The 19,830-nt window shown below is 28.3% G+C and carries 17 protein-coding genes and 1 pseudogene; 17 read left to right on the plus strand and 1 reads right to left on the minus strand.

Translation table 11 applies throughout. From position 1 onward, the window contains the following. Positions 1-7 precede the first annotated feature (7 nt). The 17 genes from ACERKK_RS00520 to ACERKK_RS00600 all read left to right on the plus strand — a co-directional run bounded on the left by ACERKK_RS00520 (position 8) and on the right by ACERKK_RS00600 (position 19,638). Positions 8-286 (plus strand): NADH-ubiquinone oxidoreductase subunit E family protein, encoded by a 279-nt coding sequence (locus tag ACERKK_RS00520; protein WP_373771108.1) that lies wholly within the window; start codon positions 8-10, stop codon positions 284-286. Continuing rightward, positions 286-1,095 (plus strand): hypothetical protein, encoded by an 810-nt coding sequence (locus ACERKK_RS00525; RefSeq protein WP_373771109.1) that lies wholly within the window; start codon positions 286-288, stop codon positions 1,093-1,095. Before ACERKK_RS00520 ends, ACERKK_RS00525 begins: the two co-directional genes overlap by 1 nt. After that, positions 1,095-3,569: an NADH-quinone oxidoreductase subunit G gene (locus ACERKK_RS00530; protein WP_373771110.1), complete on the plus strand. Its 2,475-nt coding sequence runs from the start codon at positions 1,095-1,097 to the stop codon at positions 3,567-3,569. Before ACERKK_RS00525 ends, ACERKK_RS00530 begins: the two co-directional genes overlap by 1 nt. Before the next feature lie 2 nt (positions 3,570-3,571). Further along, positions 3,572-4,570, plus strand: coding sequence for an NADH-quinone oxidoreductase subunit NuoH (gene nuoH, locus ACERKK_RS00535; protein ID WP_373771111.1), 999 nt, complete (start codon positions 3,572-3,574; stop codon positions 4,568-4,570). Between the two features lie 2 nt (positions 4,571-4,572). Further along, complete coding sequence (gene nuoI, locus ACERKK_RS00540; protein WP_373771112.1) at positions 4,573-5,193, plus strand: NADH-quinone oxidoreductase subunit NuoI; 621 nt, start codon at positions 4,573-4,575, stop codon at positions 5,191-5,193. Between the two features lie 9 nt (positions 5,194-5,202). Continuing rightward, the gene (locus tag ACERKK_RS00545; protein WP_373771113.1) at positions 5,203-5,781 is read left to right on the plus strand and encodes an NADH-quinone oxidoreductase subunit J; all 579 of its coding nucleotides are present in this window, start codon (positions 5,203-5,205) and stop codon (positions 5,779-5,781) included. Continuing rightward, positions 5,778-6,077 (plus strand): NADH-quinone oxidoreductase subunit NuoK, encoded by a 300-nt coding sequence (nuoK, locus tag ACERKK_RS00550; RefSeq protein ID WP_373771114.1) that lies wholly within the window; start codon positions 5,778-5,780, stop codon positions 6,075-6,077. Before ACERKK_RS00545 ends, nuoK begins: the two co-directional genes overlap by 4 nt. A 2-nt stretch (positions 6,078-6,079) precedes the next feature. After that, positions 6,080-7,951: an NADH-quinone oxidoreductase subunit L gene (nuoL, locus tag ACERKK_RS00555; RefSeq protein ID WP_373771115.1), complete on the plus strand. Its 1,872-nt coding sequence runs from the start codon at positions 6,080-6,082 to the stop codon at positions 7,949-7,951. Continuing rightward, complete coding sequence (locus tag ACERKK_RS00560) at positions 7,952-9,478, plus strand: NADH-quinone oxidoreductase subunit M (RefSeq protein ID WP_373771116.1); 1,527 nt, start codon at positions 7,952-7,954, stop codon at positions 9,476-9,478. It abuts the gene before it with no gap. After that, positions 9,478-10,980: an NADH-quinone oxidoreductase subunit NuoN gene (nuoN, locus tag ACERKK_RS00565; RefSeq protein ID WP_373771124.1), complete on the plus strand. Its 1,503-nt coding sequence runs from the start codon at positions 9,478-9,480 to the stop codon at positions 10,978-10,980. Before ACERKK_RS00560 ends, nuoN begins: the two co-directional genes overlap by 1 nt. A 115-nt stretch (positions 10,981-11,095) precedes the next feature. After that, positions 11,096-12,913 (plus strand): 7TM diverse intracellular signaling domain-containing protein, encoded by a 1,818-nt coding sequence (locus ACERKK_RS00570; RefSeq protein WP_373771117.1) that lies wholly within the window; start codon positions 11,096-11,098, stop codon positions 12,911-12,913. A gap of 72 nt (positions 12,914-12,985) precedes the next feature. Next, the gene (locus tag ACERKK_RS00575) at positions 12,986-13,849 is read left to right on the plus strand and encodes a menaquinone biosynthesis family protein (RefSeq protein WP_373771118.1); all 864 of its coding nucleotides are present in this window, start codon (positions 12,986-12,988) and stop codon (positions 13,847-13,849) included. Between the two features lie 10 nt (positions 13,850-13,859). Next, positions 13,860-14,639: a UDP-N-acetylmuramate dehydrogenase gene (locus ACERKK_RS00580; protein WP_373771119.1), complete on the plus strand. Its 780-nt coding sequence runs from the start codon at positions 13,860-13,862 to the stop codon at positions 14,637-14,639. A gap of 61 nt (positions 14,640-14,700) precedes the next feature. Continuing rightward, complete coding sequence (gene topA / locus ACERKK_RS00585) at positions 14,701-17,097, plus strand: type I DNA topoisomerase (protein WP_373771120.1); 2,397 nt, start codon at positions 14,701-14,703, stop codon at positions 17,095-17,097. Between the two features lie 2 nt (positions 17,098-17,099). Next, positions 17,100-17,612 carry a YfcE family phosphodiesterase gene (locus ACERKK_RS00590; RefSeq protein WP_373771121.1) on the plus strand — a complete coding sequence of 171 codons (513 nt, stop codon included), beginning with the start codon at positions 17,100-17,102 and terminating at the stop codon, positions 17,610-17,612. After that, the gene (locus ACERKK_RS00595; protein ID WP_373771122.1) at positions 17,602-18,471 is read left to right on the plus strand and encodes a biotin synthase; all 870 of its coding nucleotides are present in this window, start codon (positions 17,602-17,604) and stop codon (positions 18,469-18,471) included. Before ACERKK_RS00590 ends, ACERKK_RS00595 begins: the two co-directional genes overlap by 11 nt. A 9-nt stretch (positions 18,472-18,480) precedes the next feature. After that, entirely contained in the window at positions 18,481-19,638 is a 1,158-nt protein-coding gene (locus tag ACERKK_RS00600) for a cation:proton antiporter (RefSeq protein ID WP_373771123.1), read from the plus strand. Here the strand turns inward: ACERKK_RS00600 and ACERKK_RS00605 are convergent. Beyond that, positions 19,609-19,830, minus strand: a pseudogene (locus ACERKK_RS00605) (hypothetical protein); the annotation flags it as partial. The gene ACERKK_RS00600 and the pseudogene ACERKK_RS00605 overlap by 30 nt on opposite strands.

Raw genomic sequence — 19,830 nt, forward strand, 5'->3', positions numbered from 1 at the left:
ATAACTGATGAAAAGATTTGATTTAAGACCTTTAAAAAACGACTTCTACGATAGAATGCTTGAACTAATGGATAAGCAAATTGCACAAGGTGAAACTGCAATTATAATGTTTGAAATTGGTGATTTTGATAATATCCAAAAATCTGCTGATGTGATTTATGATGCAGGTTATACTTTAATGAATTCTATTAAATTCAATGAAGTAGATTGGACTTTAGTTGTTAAAAAAGTAAAACCAGAACCAAAAGTTGTTGAAGAAGATGCTTCTTCTGTGGAAGCAAAATAATGAATAAGAAAGAGATAATTTCAAAGAGTGATTTCATTATCTCTCTTGGAACAATGTTATCTAATAATAAAGAAGAAATACGAAATTCAATAATTGAATCAATTGCAAAAACAAATTGTCAATTTGTTTATATGCACCCAATTGATAATATTGATTTAAAACTTTATTATACGCAATTTGTAAAATATGAAGTAGGAAGTGAAGAGGGTATATTTGCTTTATTACTTGATACATTTGCAAAAGAAACAAATGAAGAAGTACAAACATATATCGATAATTTTGATTTAGGTTATATCTCAGCTGAAACTTCAGCAGGAGAAGAAGAGTTTGAAGAAATGCTTGAAAACTCATCTAATAGCAAAAATAAAACATTAATTATTGGTGATGATATATTAGAGCATGATAGAATCGAAAATATTATTAGAATTATTGCTCTATTAAAAAAATATACAGATTTTAATATTATTGTTTTAAATGATGATTTAGAAAAAAGAGTTAATAACTGTGATGGTTCATCTTTAGAAGAGATTGCAGAATTAAAATCATTTGATGGAACTTTAGTTTATAGATTATTAGAAAATGAATCAAATGACGATTTAATCTCAAGTGTTTCATTTGCAAATATTGCAAAAGTTTCAAATAATGATGAAATATATATAAATTATAAAGATCAAAAAGTAAAAAAGAAATTAGTAATTGATGAGAAACTTCAAGGAACAATAGCAATTGCTAAGATTCTTGAAGAAGACAATGAAATATTTAATGGTTATAGATATAAACAAGTAAAAATACAAAAGGTTGATGCGTAATGAGTGATATGATTACATTAACAATTGATGGTAAATCTATTGAAGCAAAAGAGGGTGAATCGATATTAAACGTAGCAAGAGCAAATGATATTTTTGTTCCTGCTGTTTGTTATTTAACAAGATGTTCACCTACTTTAGCTTGTAGATTATGTTTGGTTGAAGCTGATGGAAAACAAGTTTATGGTTGTAATACAAAAATCAAAGCTGATATGGAAATTAATACAGTAACTCCTACTATTGCAAAAGAAAGACGTGCAATTATGGAAGTTTATGATGTTAATCATCCTTTACAGTGTGGTGTATGTGACCAAAGTGGTGAGTGTGAATTACAAAATTACTCTTTATATATGAAAGTTGATTCTCAAAGCTATAGTATTAGAGATATTCATAGACCTACACAACATTGGGGTGTAATGAACTATGACCCTGCTTTATGTATTGTTTGTGAAAGATGTGTAACTGTATGTAAAGATATGGTAGGTTCAAATGCTTTAAGTACAGTAAAAAGACCATCTGAAGCAATTGAAAAAACATTTAAAGAAGAAATGCCTAAAGATGCATATGCAATGTGGAATAAACTTAATAAATCACTTATTGGTTATGATGCTGATGCATGTACTGATTGTGGTGAGTGTATTTCTGCATGTCCAGTTGGTGCTTTAGTTTCTCATGATTTCCAATATACATCAAACTCTTGGGAACTTAAAAAAATACCTGCTGCAAACTCTCATTCATCTGATTGTGCATTTATTTATTATGAAACTAAGCAAGAATCAATTGATAATCATGAAACAAAAAGAATTTATAGAGTTACAAATGAACCTCATTATTCAACACTAAATGGTGCTGGAAGATTTGCTTATGACTTTGATAATAAAGTACAAGAAAAAGATGAAAAAGCATTTAATGATGCAGTTGAAGCATTTAAAAAAGCTGATGCAATTAAATTTAACTCATTTATTACAAATGAAGAAGCTTTAATTTTACAAAAAATTGCAAATAAAACTAATACAAGATTAGTAAATGAAGATGCAAGAAGATATCAAGAATTCTTAAAAAATTATTCAAGTACTTCAGGTTCAACGTTATACTCATCAAAATTATCAGAAGTACATGATTCAAATTTTGTAATTTCTGTTGGTTCATATTTAAAATCTGATTTACCAAATGCAAGATATGCTTTAAATAACTCTGTTATTATGAATAAAGGTGCTTCATTATATTTCCACCCAGTAGCAGATCCTGTTATGGAAAAAATTGGTAAAAAAGGTAAAACAACTGAATTTATTTATCATGATGCTTTAGCGCAAGAATCAATTTTATATTTTATTCTTTATAAATTTGGAAAAGATTTACCACAAAATGTAAAAACATACTTAGATTCATTAATTGAAACTAGAACTAAAACAGTTACAGAAACTATTAAAGAAAAAGTTGTTGAAATTGTTAAAAATGAAGAAACTGGTGAAGAAAAAGAAGTTTCTAAAATGGTTCCTAAAAAAGTTTCTAAAGAAGTAGAGTTTGAATATATTACATTATTAGAAGATATTAATAAAGATGAAACATTTATTGAATTAATTGATTCTATGCTTGCTAAAAAAGATGCTTTCTCTTTAATTGTTGGAGAAGATTTAATTACACATCCAAATGCTAAAAACTTAGCTAAATTATGTGGATTAATTTCTAGATGTACAGAGTTTAATGTAGTTATTATACCAACTCAAACAAATACTTTAGGAGTTGCACAAATTTGTACACTTTCTTCTGATGATTCAGGATTTACTGTTGGATATAATCAAAAAGCAAACTTTGAATTATCTGCTTTAGGTGATGGAGATTTAGATATTCCTGCACTTAATCAACAAGAAGGAACATTTACAAATATTGATAAAAAAATCATTCCTACAAATGCAGCAGTTGGATATAAAGGTTATACTTTAAATGAAATTGCAAATGTAATTTTAGAAGATGATATTGAATATACAATTGATTACACTTGTGAGTTACCACTAGAAAAAGGTTACCAAAGAGTTGAGTTTGATAACTTACCTAATATGTTTGGTAATGATAGAGTTGAGTATAGAGGTTATGATATAAATGCATTTGATGTTCAAACTCAAGATAATGTTGAAGAAATTTCTTCAAAAAAACTTGAAGTAAAAGAGAATGAAATAGTAATTTATAAAGCTAATCCTATTAATCAATTTAATGAATTTACTGCAATGTCACATGAGTTTAAAGATGAACTTCAATCAGGTATTTTCTTTTCACAAAAAAGTTTTGATGCTTTAGAGCTTCAAAATGGTGATAAAGTAGAAGTAACAGCTAATAATCAAACATTACAATTAGAAGCATTTGTTGATACTCAAATCAATGGTGAAATTGCTTATGTTTCAACTTTTGAAAAAAATTCATCATCAGAAGTTTTATTTGATACATTCAGATATAACACTGCAGAAGTGAAAAAGGTATAGTCATGGAAACTAGTATTATTTTAGAAACAATAATTAAAGTTATAGTTGTACTTACAATATTTTCAGCACTAGCTGGATTTACTACATATATTGAAAGAAAAATATTAGCATTTATGCAAAGAAGATTAGGGCCTACAAATGTAGGTCCTTATGGTCTTTTACAAATTGCAGCTGATGGTATTAAACTTTTTACAAAAGAAGATTTTATTCCTGCAAATGCAAATAAACCAATCTTTATGATTGCTCCATTAATTACAGCAGCAACTGCATTTATTGCAATGAGTGCAATTCCATTTTTCCCTGAATTTGAGATGTTTGGATATACAGTTAGACCAATTATTTCAGATATTAACGTTGGGGTTTTATTTGTTATGTCTGTTGGTGCTATTGGACTTTATGGACCTCTTTTAGGTGGTATGAGTTCTGCTAATAAGTGGGCATTACTTGGAGGAGCTAGAACTGCAATTCAACTTTTATCTTATGAAGTTGTTTCAGGTCTTTCTTTATTAGCACCTTTAATGATGGTTGGTTCTTTATCATTAATTGATATTAATAACTACCAAGCAGGTGGAGTTAGTGAGTGGATTATTTGGTCTCAACCATTAGCATTTGTTTTATTTACAATTGCTGGATTTGCTGAGACAAATAGAACTCCATTTGATTTACTTGAGCATGAAGCTGAATTAGTTGCAGGTTATGCAACTGAGTATTCAGGTATGAGATGGGGTATGTTCTTTATTGGAGAATATGCGAATCTTTTCACAATTTCATTCTTAATTTCACTAATTTTCTTAGGTGGATTTGAGCCATTATGGTTTATTCCAGGTGGATTAGCAATTATTTTAAAAGTAATGTTATTAATCTTCTTGTTCTTATGGACAAGAGCTTCATGGCCTCATATTAGACCTGATCAGTTAATGTGGTTATGTTGGAAAATATTAATGCCTTTATCAGTTCTAAATATCTTAGCAACTGGTTTTGTGATTATGGTTAGGGGATAATTATGGGATTCGAAGAATTTAAAAATAGAAATATATCTGAAGATTATGTTGTAGTTCAAGAGGACAATTATCCTAAAACTTCATGGGAATCTTTTAAACAAGTAATGTCAAGATCTGTAAAAGGTGAATTATTTACAGGTTTAAAAATCACATTTAAAATGATGACAGGTGCATTATTTAATGGTGAAATGGCAACAGTTCAATACCCAAAAGAAAAATTACCAATTGGTCCTAGATATAGAGCCGTACATAAATTACTTGTATTATTAGAATCAGGTGAAGAAAGATGTATTGGTTGTGGATTATGTGAAAAAATTTGTATTGCTAATTGTATTAGAATGGAAACTAGAATTGATGAAAATTCTAGAAAAGAAGTTTTAGAATATACAATTAATATGGGTAGATGTATTTTCTGTGGTTACTGTGCAGAAGTTTGTCCAGAGTTAGCAATTGTACATGGTGGAAGATATGAAAACTCTTCTGAGCAAAGAGCTCACTTCTCATTAAAAGAAGATATCTTAACACCATTTGATCAATTAAACCAACAAACTGAGTTTGCTGGTTTTGGTTCAGTATCACCAGATGCTGATGAAAAAATTAAAAAAACACCACTGTCATACTAAGGAGTTTTGATGTTTGAAATAGTAGCTTTTTGTCTTTTTTCTGTACTTACAATAACAATGTTTAGTATTACAGTATTAACAAACAATGCATTATATGCTTTAAGTTCATTAGCAGCAGGTATGATATTTATCTCTGCATTTTTCTTCTTGCTAAATGCGGACTTCTTAGGTGCAGTTCAGATTGTTGTTTACACAGGTGCAATTATGGCCTTATATGCATTTGGAATGATGTTCTTTGATACTTTATCAGAAGTAAAAGAGAAGGTTAAGAACCCAAGATTAGTGTTTTTCCTTTCAGGAATGCTTGCACTAATTATTGTTGTTATATTTATCTCTCCTGTAATTGGTGAGAATGTTCAAGCTAATTATCCAGTTCATCCAGAACTAGGAAACTCAGCTGATGTTGGTATTATTTTATTTACTAAATATTTAGTTCCATTTGAAGTTGCAGCAATTATGTTACTTGTAGCAATGATTGGTGGAATTGTTTTAGCTGGTAAAAAAATGAATGAATCATATTCTGAAATGTTAGAAGAAGAAATTGATGCAAAAATTGAGCTTGACGCAAAAGAAAAGGATGTTAAATGACACTTAATGCTTATTTAATACTATCAACTGTAATTTTTTGTATTGGACTAATTGGAGTTTTAAGAAGAAAAAATGTTTTAATGCTTTTCTTCTCAACTGAAATTATGTTAAATGCTGTAAACATTGGTCTTGCTGCTGTTTCTAAATTCCATGGAGATTTATCAGGTCAAATGTTTGCTTTCTTTATTATTGCTGTTGCTGCAAGTGAAGTTGCTATTGGACTAGGTTTATTAATTCTATGGCATAAAAGAACAGGTTCTATTAACCTAGATGATATTGCAAGAATGAAAGGTTAAGAATGGAAAAATATATATATATTGCACTTTTTGCACCATTAGTTGGTTCTTTAGTAGCTGCACTATTCGCAACTCAACCTAAAACAGCATTTACAGGATGGTTTACATCTTTAATGCTAGCTGTTTCTATGGTTGCATCAATTAATTTATTAGCATATGTTTATACAACAGATAGTGCTTTACACGTAGAATTATTTGACTGGATTAGTGTTGGAAACTTAAGTATACCATTTGGTTTTGTAGTTGATCAAGTAAGTGTTGTTATGATGACTGTTGTTACAGTTGTATCAACAATGGTTCATATTCATTCAATTGGATATATGGAACATGATAGAGGATTTAATAGATACTTCTCTTACCTTTCAGCATTCGTATTCTCAATGTTAGTATTAGTTATGTCTGATAACTTTGCTGGTTTATTTATTGGATGGGAAGGTGTTGGAGTTTGTTCATGGTTACTTATTGGTTTCTGGTACGAAAAAGAATCAGCATCATGGGCAGCTAATGAAGCATTTATTATGAATAGAGTTGGGGATTTAGGTCTTTTACTTGGTATGTTCTTAATTTATTGGAACCTTGGTTCTTTACAATATGATGTAGTATTTGGAACTATTTCTACTTTAGAAACAAGTACAATTGTTTGGATTGGTGGTTTATTGTTCCTTGGTGCTATGGGTAAATCAGCTCAGTTCCCATTACATACATGGTTAGCTGATGCAATGGAAGGACCTACACCTGTTTCTGCATTAATTCACGCTGCTACTATGGTAACAGCTGGTGTTTATTTAGTTGTAAGATCAAATGAACTTTATACACTAGTTCCTGAAGTTGGTTATGCAATTGCTTGTTTAGGTGCATTTGTTGCAATTTTTGCAGCTTCTATGGCACTTGTTCATAATGATATGAAAAGAATTATTGCATACTCTACATTATCTCAATTAGGATATATGTTTGTTGCTGCTGGTTTAGGTGCTTATTGGGTTGCCTTATTCCATTTAGCTGCTCATGCCTTCTTTAAATCAGTATTATTCTTAGGTGCTGGTAATGTTATGCATGCTATGAATGATGAACTTGATATTAGAAAAATGGGTGGATTACATAAGAAAATGAAATCTACTTCAATTATTATGACAATTGCATCATTAGCATTAGCAGGGATTTTCCCACTTGCTGGTTTCTTCTCAAAAGATAAGATTTTAGAAGCATCATTTAATGCTAATGAAACAATGTTATGGTTTGTATTATGGGTAACTGCAGGTTTAACAGCATTTTATTCATTTAGACTTGTAATGAAAGTATTTCATGGTGAACAAAACTATTCAGATGCAGAAGTTCATCCACATGAAGCAAAAACATTTGTAATTGCTGCAATGATACCTTTAGCAATTTTAGCAGTTGTATTTGGTTGGTTTGAACATGCATTTGTTGACTTTGTTACAAAAGTATTACCTTCATGGGAAGCTTCAAATCTTTCACATTCAACAGCTTGGATTTTAATCTTAGTTACAACAGCAGCAGCTGTATTAGGAATTGCAGTAGCAGTTGTTAAATATAGAAATGGTGGATTTAGTAAAAGTTGGGAAAATACAGCAATTTATAAATTGCTAATTAACCAATATTATATTCCACAGTTCTATTCTAATTTCATTTCAAAACCATATTATGTAATGTCTGTATGGATGTTTAATGTACTTGAAATGAAAATCATTGATAATTCAATCGATGGTATAGCAAATTTAATAAATAAAGCAGGTAAAAAAGCAAGACCAATTCAATCAGGAAACTTATCATCAGCATTAAGACTTATGGTAGTTGGATTGATTGCTGGTTTAGTTTATGTTTTAGCTTTATCTGTATTCGAAGGGGTTATGTAAATGGAAAATATTTTATTAATGCTGATATTTTTCCCAGCAGCAGCAGCAACAGTTGGATTCTTAATTCATAAAGATTCTATGAGAGAATTTGGTATTGTTGTTACTGTAGTTGAATTTGTATTAGCATTATTGCTTTGGTATCATTTTGATGTAAATGATGCTGGTATGCAATTTGTTCAAACATTACCTATTATAAAAGAGTTCGGAATTAATTATATTGCAGGTGTAGATGGTATTTCATTATTCCTAGTTATTATGATTACTTTTATGACAATGATTGCATTAATTGGTTTAACAGAAAAAAAAGATGTTAAAAATTTAATTATTACAATGCTTTACCTTGAAATGACAATGGTAGGGGTATTTGTTTCTTTAGATGTGATTATGTTCTATGTATTCTGGGAATTAACACTTATTCCAATGTTCTATATTATTGGTTTTTGGGGATCAGAAAGAAGATTCTATGCAGCTATGAAGTTTTTCTTGTATACATTTACAGGATCATTAATCATGCTTATAGGTATTCTTTACTTTGGATATATCTTCCATGAAGCAACTGGTGTTTGGAGCTTTAGTTTCCTTGACTGGAATAGTGTAGTTTTACCATTTGATATGCAACTTTGGTTATTTATTGCTTTCTTCTTTGGATTTGCAGTAAAAGTACCAATGTTCCCATTCCATACATGGTTACCTGTTGCTCATGCACAAGCACCAACAATTGGTTCTATTATTTTAGCAGCAGTATTACTAAAAATGGAAACATACGGTTTTATTAGATTTTCATTACCATTATTCCCAGATGCAAGTGTTTACTTTATGGGATTCATGTCAGCATTTGGACTTATAGCAATTGTTTATATGGCAATGTTAGCTTATGCACAAGAAGATATGAAACAAATGATTGCATACTCTTCAATCTCTCATATGGGTGTAATTATCCTTGGGGTATTTGCACTAAATGTTGAAGGTATTGCTGGGGCAATATTTTTAATGATTGGACATGGTATTGTTTCAGGGGCACTATTTATGAGTGTTGGTGTTTTATATGATAGACGGAAAACCAAGATGATAAAAGAGTTTGGTGGATTAGCTAAAAATATGCCAATTTTTGCACTTGTTTATGGAATCATCCTAATGGCATCTATTGGTTTACCTTTAACAGTTGGATTTGTTGGTGAGTTCTTAGCATTACTTGGATTCTTTAAAGTTTCACCTGCCTTAACTTTTGTAGCTTCATTAACAATTGTATTAAGTGCAATTTATATGTTAGTTATGTACAAAAGAACTTTCTTTGGTGAATTAATTAAAGAAGAGAATAAATCTTTAAAAGATATTTTTGGTAGAGAATTAGTAGCATTAGGTTCATTAGTTGCACTAATTATTGCATTAGGAATTTACCCAAAAGTAGCTCTTGATCCTTTAAACACATCAGTTACTCATCTTGTTGAAACAATGCAAATGAAAGCTGTAAATAGTGATACGAAAGAGCGATTAAAAGAATTAAATACAATAGGGGAGGTTAAATAATAATGGAACCTATTTCAATTAGTTTAGAAAGTTTAAATTTAGGAACAATTGCACCAATGATTATTGCAATCGTTGGGGCTTTAAGTATATTAGTTACAGATTTATTTAATAAAGATAAACATAAATCTTTATATGTTCTTATGGTTGTACTATTTTTAATGTTTGATTTATTTACTCTTCTTGCTTTCTCAGGGGATGAAAGAGGATTATTTGATGTAATGTTAATAGATGGTATTTCGATACTATCACAAGGTATTATTATAATTGGTTCAATTTTATTTATTTTCTTAGGTCTTTCAAAATTAAGATTCCAAGATTTTAGATATGCTGAATATTTTGCACTATATTTATTTATGATTGCAGGATTCCAATTTATGGTAAGTTCTGATTCATTAATTCTAATTTTTGTTGGACTTGAAACTTCATCATTAGCATTATATACAATGATTGCAATGCATAATAGAATGGTATCAATTGAAGCTGCTGTTAAATACTTTACAATGGGTGCTTTAGCTGCTGCATTTTTCGTATTTGGTGCTATGATTTTTTATGCACTTACAGGTTCTTTAGAATTAACTCAAATTGCACAAATATTAAATGAGCAAGGTTTATTATCTCATGATAACTTCTCTAACTATGTATTTGTATTAGTTGGTTTTGTATTTATGTTTGCAGCGATTGGGTTTAAATTATCATTATTCCCATTCCATACTTGGGTTCCTGATGTTTACCAAGGTACAACTTCTGCGCTAGCTGGATTTATGTCTGTAATTCCTAAAATGGCTGGATTTGTTGTAGCACTTAGATTCTTTGAGATATTTATTGGAGCTGATGATATTATTATTAGATCAATGTTATATACAACTGTTGTTTTAACTATGACTATTCCTAATATTATTGCATTACAACAAACTGATATTAAAAGAATGTTAGCTTACTCATCTGTATCAAATGCAGGTATGGCAATGGCTGCTATTTTAATTGGAACAACACAATCAATTAATGCATTATTCTTATATTGGATTTTATTTACAATTACTAACTTTGGTGCTTTTGGTATGTTATGGCTAAATAGAGGGAAAGAGTATGAAGATTATAACTCTCCTTATGCATTTAAAAAGTATTCAGGATTAGCACAAATATCACCATTTACTGCATCTATGTTAGCAATGTTCTTATTTGCTTTAACTGGTTTACCACCATTTGCACTATTTTGGGGAAAAATGTACTTAGTTTCAAGTGCTGTAAATGCAGGTGAAATTATTTTAGCTATTATCATTGTACTTAACTCTGCAATAGCAGCGTACTACTACTTAAGACCAATTTCATATATGTTCTTAAGAGATCCAGAAAATGGTAAAAAAACAAAGTTTATGCAAAATGCTTCACTACCAATGAAATCAGTAGTTGGAGTTTGTGTATTCTTAATGGTTATTTCTATTTTCTTAATAGACCCACTTCTAAATATAATCTCTGCACTTGTAACAAGTTCAGGTTATTAATCTATAAGAGTACCCAAGAAAATGGGTACTCTTAAATCTTAAAATCTAAATAATTCCTCTGAAAACATATTTTTATATATGCTATAATAATTTTTTTATTTAAAAGGTCTTTTTTATGCTTCGTACTTTATTGATTTTAGTTTTCTTCTTTTCTTCGTTTTTATTTGCAAATTCAACTATTACTATAGATAATACAAAAAAGTTCTATGATAGTTTTAATTTTTCATATTTAAAAGATGAATCAAGTATTTTACATATAGAAGATATTTTAAAAAAAGAGTTTAGTAAAAATAGCAAAAACAAGTTTACCTTAGGATATACAAAAGGTAGTGTTTGGATAAAATTTTCTATTGAAAATAGAAGTTTAAATAATGATTTTATTTTATCATTAAATGAAAGTTTTTATGAAACAGCAAATTTATATTATTTTGAAGATAAATGGATAAAAAAATCAAATGGAGTATTTAATCCAATTGAAAATAGGGAAATTAGAAGTAACTTTTTAAGTTATGATATTAATTTATTAGAGAATGAAAAAAAAGTTTTTTATCTAGAGTTAAAAGGTAAATATGCATATTATGGAAATTTAACTTTATATGAAAAAGACTATTTTTATTTTACAAACGTAATGAATATAAATAATTTATATATTTTTATATTTGGAATTATTCTTCTTATTATTGTATTTAACTTCTTTTTATATTTAAAACTAAGAGAAAAAATATATATTTATTATGTTGGTTATAGTTTTTTCAATCTTATATATATGATAAATGCAAGTGGTATATTGGTTTATGTAAATTTACAAAAATATATGTATGATTTACTCTTATGTGCATCTTTTATGATTGGATTCTTGGTTCTTTTTTCATGTGAATATTTAGATACTAAAACATATTTAAAAAAATATCATAAAGCTTTAACTTTTGTTTCAATTCCATTTTTTATTTTAGGACTTTTAGTTTTAACATCATATCAACCTTGGAATAAATTTATAAATAATCTAGCAGGATTAGTTTGTATTTTACTTATTGTAGTTTCAATAATTATATATTTTAAAGGTAACCATAAAAGTAAATATTATATTTTTGCAATGATATTATATTTTTCATTTGTAGTTTTATTTACATTTACAGTTGCTGGTGCTTTTGAGTATACAAATATTACAAGATATGGTTTTCTTGTTGCTTCTGCTATTGAAGTTACAATATTTTCACTTATGCTTGCAAATAGATACAATGATAGAAAAGAACAAATTCAACTATATCTTGAAAAAGAGGTTGAAGTTAGAACAAATAGTTTAAGTATTTCAAATACAAAACTAAGTTCTTTAATAAAAGAGAGAGAACTTCTATTAAAAGAGGTTTATCATCGTGTTAAAAACAACTTTCATATGATTATTGGTATGTTATGGTTTGAAAATAAAAAGAATAACAATAATGAATTAGATGAATTAATAAATAGAATTAAATCTATGTCATTAGTTCATGAATATTTATATAGAATTGATGATTTTACAAATGTTAATGTTTATGAATATCTAAATAAAATTGTAACTAATATTAGAATGGGATATAAAGATGTAATTTTTGATTCTTCAATTGATAATATCAAAATAGAGTTTGATAATGCAATGTCTTTAGGAATTATTATAAATGAAGCTATTACAAATTCAATGAAACATAATAAAGATACAAAAGATTTTAAAATTGAAATGATACTAAAAAAAGAAGAAGATAATATTTGCCTAATTTTAGAAGATAATGGAAAAGGTTTTGATATAAATAACTCAAATGAAGGATTAGGTCTAAAACTTATAAAACAGTTTTCAAAAAAATTACCAAATTCAGATTTTAAGTACTCTTTTGAAAATGGAGTTAAGTTCGAGCTTTTATTTAATGAAAATGAAATAAAAAAAGATATTAAAGAATAGAAAATTTTATATATAAACAAAGAATAATGCACAACTTGATACAATCACAATAATTAATTTTAAGGATGCCAATTGAAGACAATAAGTGTTGCTCACTCACCAGATGCTGATGATATTTTTATGTATTATGCTATTAAGTTTGGATGGGTTACTCCATCAAACGCAAAATTTACAAATATAGCTGATGATATTGAAACGTTAAATCAAGCTACTTTAAGAGGACAATACGATATTTGTGCTATTTCATTTGCTTTATATCCATTTGTAAAAGATGATTATGCTTTATTAAAAACTGCAGTTTCTTTTGGCGAAGGTTATGGACCTAAACTTATTAAAAGAAAAGGAACAAAATTAAAGCGTAATTTTACAGTTGCTTTAAGTGGTGAATTTACTACAAATGGTCTTTTATTTAAAATTGCTTATCCAAATGCAAGAATTAAATATATTAACTTCTTAGAAATAGAACAAGCAGTATTAGACGGTGTTGTTGATGCTGGTGTTTTAATTCATGAATCAATTCTTACATATAATGATGAATTAGAAGTTGAAAAAGAGTTATGGGATATTTGGGTTGAATTAAGTGGTGGTGATTTACCATTACCTTTAGGTGGAATGTGTTTAAGACGTTCAATTCCACTTCATAGTGCAATTGATTATGAAAATACTTTAATTAAAGCAGTTCATGTTGCAAATAAAAATAGAAATGTTTTAGCACCTATGTTAATAGAAAAAGGTCTTATTAGAGTTGATGCTGCAACACTTGATAAATATTTAGACCTATATGCAAATGATAATTCTGTTGAATTAAGTGATATTCAATATAAAGCCTTAGATAAATTATTTGAATTAGGTTATAAACATGGATTCTATGAAAACCTAATAAAATCAAAAGATTTTTTAATTCCAAGTGAATATAGTGAACTTAGAGCACAATAATAAAAGGTAAGTGGTGAATTATTTTAAAGAGATAGATTTTTCAAGATATTCATCAATTAAAATTGGTCCAAAAGCAGAAGTTTTAGTAATAAATGAAATAAACTCTTATGATGATTATCAAATTATTGGACGAGCTAATAATTTATTAATTTCAAATAATCATCCTAAATTTGCAGTTTTAGGTGAAAACTTTGATTATATAAAACAAGAAAACGATTTACTTTACGTTGGTTGTGCAACAAGTTCTGGTAAACTTTTAACTTATACTCGAAATAATAATATAGCAAATCTTGAGTTTTTAGCAAAATTACCTGGAAATTTAGGTGGTTTGGTTAAAATGAATGCAGGACTTAAGTCTTGGGAAGTATTTAATTATATACACAGTATAAAAACTAAAGATGGTTATATAAAAAAAGAAGATATTGACTATTCTTATAGACATACAAAAATAGATACAATAGTATATGAAGTAGTATTTAAAATAGAAAATGGGTTTTGTAAAGATAAGTTAAAAGAGTTTAATAAAATGAGAGATAATCAACCTCATGTACCAAGTGCGGGTTCATGTTTTATTAATCCAAAAGATGATTATGCTGGAAGATTAATAGAAGCAGTTGGTTTAAAAGCTTATGAAAAAGGAAATATGTCATTCTCAAAAGAACACGCTAATTTTTTAGTAAATAATGGTGGTGGAACTTATGAAGATGCAATATATTTAATAAATTTAGCAAAAAGTAAAATAAAAGAGCAATTTAATATAGATATAAAAGAAGAAATAATAGTTTATTAGTTATATTATCAGTCTATAATATAAGATGCAAAAAAATTAAAATAATAGAAGGTTTTTTTTAGTGAAGAATTTAGTAATAGTGGAGTCACCAGCAAAAGCAAAAACAATATCAAAGTTTTTAGGAAGTGATTACGTAGTAATGGCTTCAATGGGTCATGTAAGAGATTTACCAAAATCAAAATTAGGGTTTGATCCAGAAGATAATTTCAAACCAAAATACTTAATTTCTACAGATAAGAAAAAAGTAATAGCAGATTTAAAAAAACATATAAACAAAGATACAACAATCTATCTAGCGGCCGATGAGGATAGAGAGGGAGAGGCTATTGCATGGCACTTAATCCCCGCATTAAAAATTGAAAATAACCCTATTAAAAGAATTGTTTTTCACGAAATTACAAAAGATGCAATCTTAAAAGCTTTAGAAAATCCAAGAGATGTTGACCAACATTTAGTTGATGCTCAACAAGCAAGAAGAATACTTGACCGTGCTGTAGGATACGAACTTTCTCCACTTTTATGGAAAAAAGTAAGATATGGTTTAAGTGCAGGTAGAGTTCAAAGTGTTGCTGTAAAAATCATTGTTGATAGAGAGAATGAAATTAGAGCATTTGAACCAGAAGAGTACTGGAAAGTTAAATCTGAGTTTGTAAATCCTGAATTAAAATCAGAACTTGCAAAAATAAATGGAAAAGTTAAAAAAATTAAAAATGAAAAAGAAGCAAAAGAGATTGAAGCTTCTATTAAATTAGGAAATTTTACTTTAGTAGATATTGAAGAAAAAGAGAGCAAAAGAAATCCAGCTGCTCCATTTACAACATCAACTCTACAACAAGAAGCAAGTAGAAAACTTGGATATTCTGTTAAGCAAACTATGATAATAGCACAGCAACTTTATGAAGGAAATGTAGGTAATATTCCAAATCATACAGGTGGTTTAATCACATATATGAGAACAGATTCACTTAATCTTTCAGCAGTTGCTACAAGTGCAGCTAAAGAAGTTATTGAAGCTCAATATGGAAAAGAGTATGCATTAAGTAAACCAAGAGCATATAAGTCTAAAGCAAAAGGAGCACAAGAGGCTCACGAAGCTATTAGACCTGTTAATTTAGCATTAAAACCTAGTGAAATAAGAGCTTATGTAGAAGCTTCTCAATATAAACTTTATAGTTTAATTTGGAAAAGAACACTTGCTACGCAAATGGCAGCTGCACAAATTGCAAATACTACATATAAAATTCAAGCAGGAAAAGATTCAGAGTATGAATTTCAAACTAAAGGTCAAAGAATTATCTTTGCTGGATTTATGAAAGCATATACAGAAGGTAGTGATAATCCTGAAAGTGCACTTGATAGTACAGAAAAAATTCTTCCTACAATTAAAAAAGGAACGGTTTTAGATTTAGATAAATTAGAATTAGAACAACTATTTACTAAACCACCTGCAAGATATACAGAAGCATCATTAGTTAAAAAACTAGAAGCGGAAGGTATTGGAAGACCATCAACATATGCACCAACAATTTCTACAATTCAACAAAGAGAATATGTTGTAAAAACTGAAGATAAAAAACTTACTCCTACACCAACAGGTGAAATAGTAAACTCTTTTCTATCAGATCACTTCTCTGATATTATAAATCTTGGATTTACAGCAAAAATTGAAGAAGAGTTTGATGAAATTGCTGAGGGAAATATTGCATGGGAACAAGTAATGCAAGATTTCTATGGTAACTTCAAAAAAACAATTGATGAAAAAGAAGAGAGTGTAAATAAAGAAGACTATCTTCAAATTAGAGAAATTGGAACTGATCCAAAATCAGGAAAACCAATGAGTGCAAGAGTTGGAAGATTTGGTCCATTTGTTCAAATTGGAACAAAAGACGATGAAGAAAAGCCATTATTCGTAGCAATTCCTAAGCATTTAAATATGGATACTATTACAATGGACGAAGCACTATTTTTATTTACGCTTCCAAGAGTTGTAGGACAAACTAGTGATGGTGAAGATATTAAAGCTAATATTGGAAGATTTGGGCCATATTTACAAGTTAAAACATCATATTATTCATTAAAAACAGATGATCCTTATACAATTGAATTACCTCGTGCTTTAGAAGTTATACAAGAGTTAAAAGAAGCAAAAGAGAAAGCTACAATTAAAGTATTTGAAAAAGAAAAAATTCATGTACTAATTGGAAGATATGGTGCTTATATTAAACAAGGTAGAAAAAACTTTAAGATTCCAAAAGGAAAAGTTGCAGAAGATTTAACACTTGAAGAGTGTGAAGAGATAATTGCAAAAGATCCAAAATCTAAAACAACAGCTAAAAAAGCTCCGGTTAAAAAAACTACTACAAAGAAAGCACCAGCTAAGAAAGCAGCTGCAAAAAAGCCAGCTGTAAAAAAAGCGCCAGCTAAAAAAACAACAGCTAAGAAACCAGCAACAAAATAATCATGAAAATCGGAATTTTATCAGATAGTCACTTTAAAAGTGACTATACTAAAGATGTAATAGATTTCTTAAAAGATAAGGGAAGTGAATACTTAATTCACGCAGGAGACTTATGTACAGAAGAGAATCTAAAACTATTAGAAGAGTCAGAACTTAAATATGTTAGCGTTTTTGGAAATAATGATAGTAACTTATTATCACTAGTTAATAAATATAATATAAGACAAGAACCATATTATTTTAAAATAAAAGATATAAAATTTAAACTTATGCATATGCCATTTTATTTAAATGGTGATAGTGATATTATAATTTTTGGACATACTCATATTTTTGAAAGTGATTATAAAAATAAAACACTTTTTATAAATCCAGGTGAAGTATGTGCAAGGGAGAAACCACGTATAGAGTGTGTATTTCTAGAAATTAATGAAAATGAGTATATAATCTCATACTATTTTAAAGATATAAATAAAAATTTTTATGAGAAAGAAGAGTATAAATATGAAAGATAATGAAGAAATATTTTTATGTGCTATATGTAATGTTGAAAGTGGTACTTGTAATGAAGATTGTAAATTTTGTACACAAAGTGTAAGATATAAAGCTGATATTCAAAGATACAAACTTAAAAGTATAGAACAAATTATAGAAGAAGCTAAAAAAGCAAGAGAAAATGGTGCTGTTGGATTTTGTTTAGTTACTGCTGGGCTTGGATTAACAGATAAAAAAACAAAATTTATTGCCCAAGCTGCAAAAGCTATTAATAAAGAAAACTTAGGGCTTAGATTAATTGCATGTAATGGAACTGCTACTGTTGAACAATTAAAAGAGTTAAAAGCAGCAGGTATTAGCAATTATAACCATAACTTAGAAACATCAAAAGAGTTTTACCCAACAATTTGTACAACACACTCTTGGGATGAAAGATACCAAACTTGTTTAAATGTTAAAGAAGCTGGATTAAAATTAGTTTGTGGTGGAATTTTTGGAATGGGTGAAACTCAAGAAGATAGAATTTCTATGATTAAAGCAATTGCATCTTTAGATCCTATGAATGTACCTCTTAATTTTTTCCATCCAAATGAAGCTTTACCAATTGTTGAAAATACAATTACAAGAGAAGAAGCATTTGATTTAATTACATTATCAAGAGAATTAATTCCTAATGCACATAAAATTATGGTTGCAGGTGGTAGAGAATTAATGTTTGGTGATGAGCAATATGAAATCTTTAATAGAGGTGCAAATGCATTTGTTATTGGTGATTATTTAACAACAGCAGGTAAAACACCAAAAGATGATGTTGAAGCATTAGAAGCCTTAGGTTTTAAAATTGCTAAAAACTTTCATGTAATGCCAGACGAGAAATAGGACTGTTTAATGAGTGAAGAAATATCAATAATTATAACAGTATCTCTAATTATATTTTCTTCACCTTTAATAGGAAAGCTTTTTAGGCTTCCTACTATTACTGTTGAAATAATATTAGGTTCAATTGCAGCATATTTTGCATTTATTTCAGATCATGCAATATTACATTTAGTTGCTGAACTTGGATTCTTATATCTAATGTTTTTAGCCGGACTTGAAGTTGACTTAAAAAAACTAGTCAATATCTCATCTTCTATGTTGAAAAAATCATTAATGTATAATGTTGTACTTTTTTCACTATCAACCTTAATATCTTTATATTTAGATTTAGGAAAGATATTTATAGTGATTTTACCTTTAATTTCAATAGGATTATTAGCTGCACTAAAAAAAGAGTACGGTGATGTTGAGTGGATTAGATTATCAATTGTAGTTGGGCTAATAGGTGAGATTGTATCAATCTTTGCATTAACTACAGTATCAGCAGCATTAGAATTTGGTATAAATTTTGAATTCTATAAAACTATGATTTTATTTACTGCTTTCTTAGTTTCAATGATTTTTATATATAAGTTATTTCATAATCTTATTTGGTGGTATCCAGAAATTAAAACATATTTAATGCCAGCAAAAGATCATCAAGAACAAGATATTAGAATATCTATGGCTATCTTTTTCCTTATGATTACTGTAATGATGTATTTACACTTAGAAGTAGCATTTGGTGCGTTTATTGCAGGAACATTTATTACAACATTTTTTGAAGAACATAATAAGCAGTTACCACAAAAACTTGAGCATTTTGGTTTTGGTTGGTTAGTTCCTATTTTCTTTATTTCTGTTGGGGCTTCATTTGAAATTGATGCTGTTTTACATGATGGTTTAGCATTAAAAGCATTTTTAATCACACTTGCTATGATTTCTATTAGACTGGTTGCATCACTGTTATTTGTAAAAGATGTTGGTTGGAATAGATTTTATATGTTAGGATTATCGCACTCAATGCCACTAACACTTCTTATAGCAGTAGCGACATTGGCTTATACGAATCATTCAATTACTCAAGAATATTATTATGCATTTATTCTAGCAGCAATTATGGAAGTTCTAATTGTAATGATTATAATTAGAATCTTATCAAAGTTTATTAATTTTAACAGAAATTAATTTATCTTCATAACTTACATCATATTTAGATGGTTTTTCTTCTAATTGAATAACCACTCTAAAATATCTTTCATTTTTATGATTACCAACTGTAATTTTATTATAGTTTTTAGATTTTAAATTTTCTCTTTTTGTATAGAAATTTACTTTTGCTTTATAATCAATAATAAGTTTATTCTCTTTATCAATAGT

Source organism: Poseidonibacter sp. (genome assembly GCF_041821165.1).
In the GTDB taxonomy this organism is placed as follows: Bacteria; Campylobacterota; Campylobacteria; order Campylobacterales; family Arcobacteraceae; genus Poseidonibacter.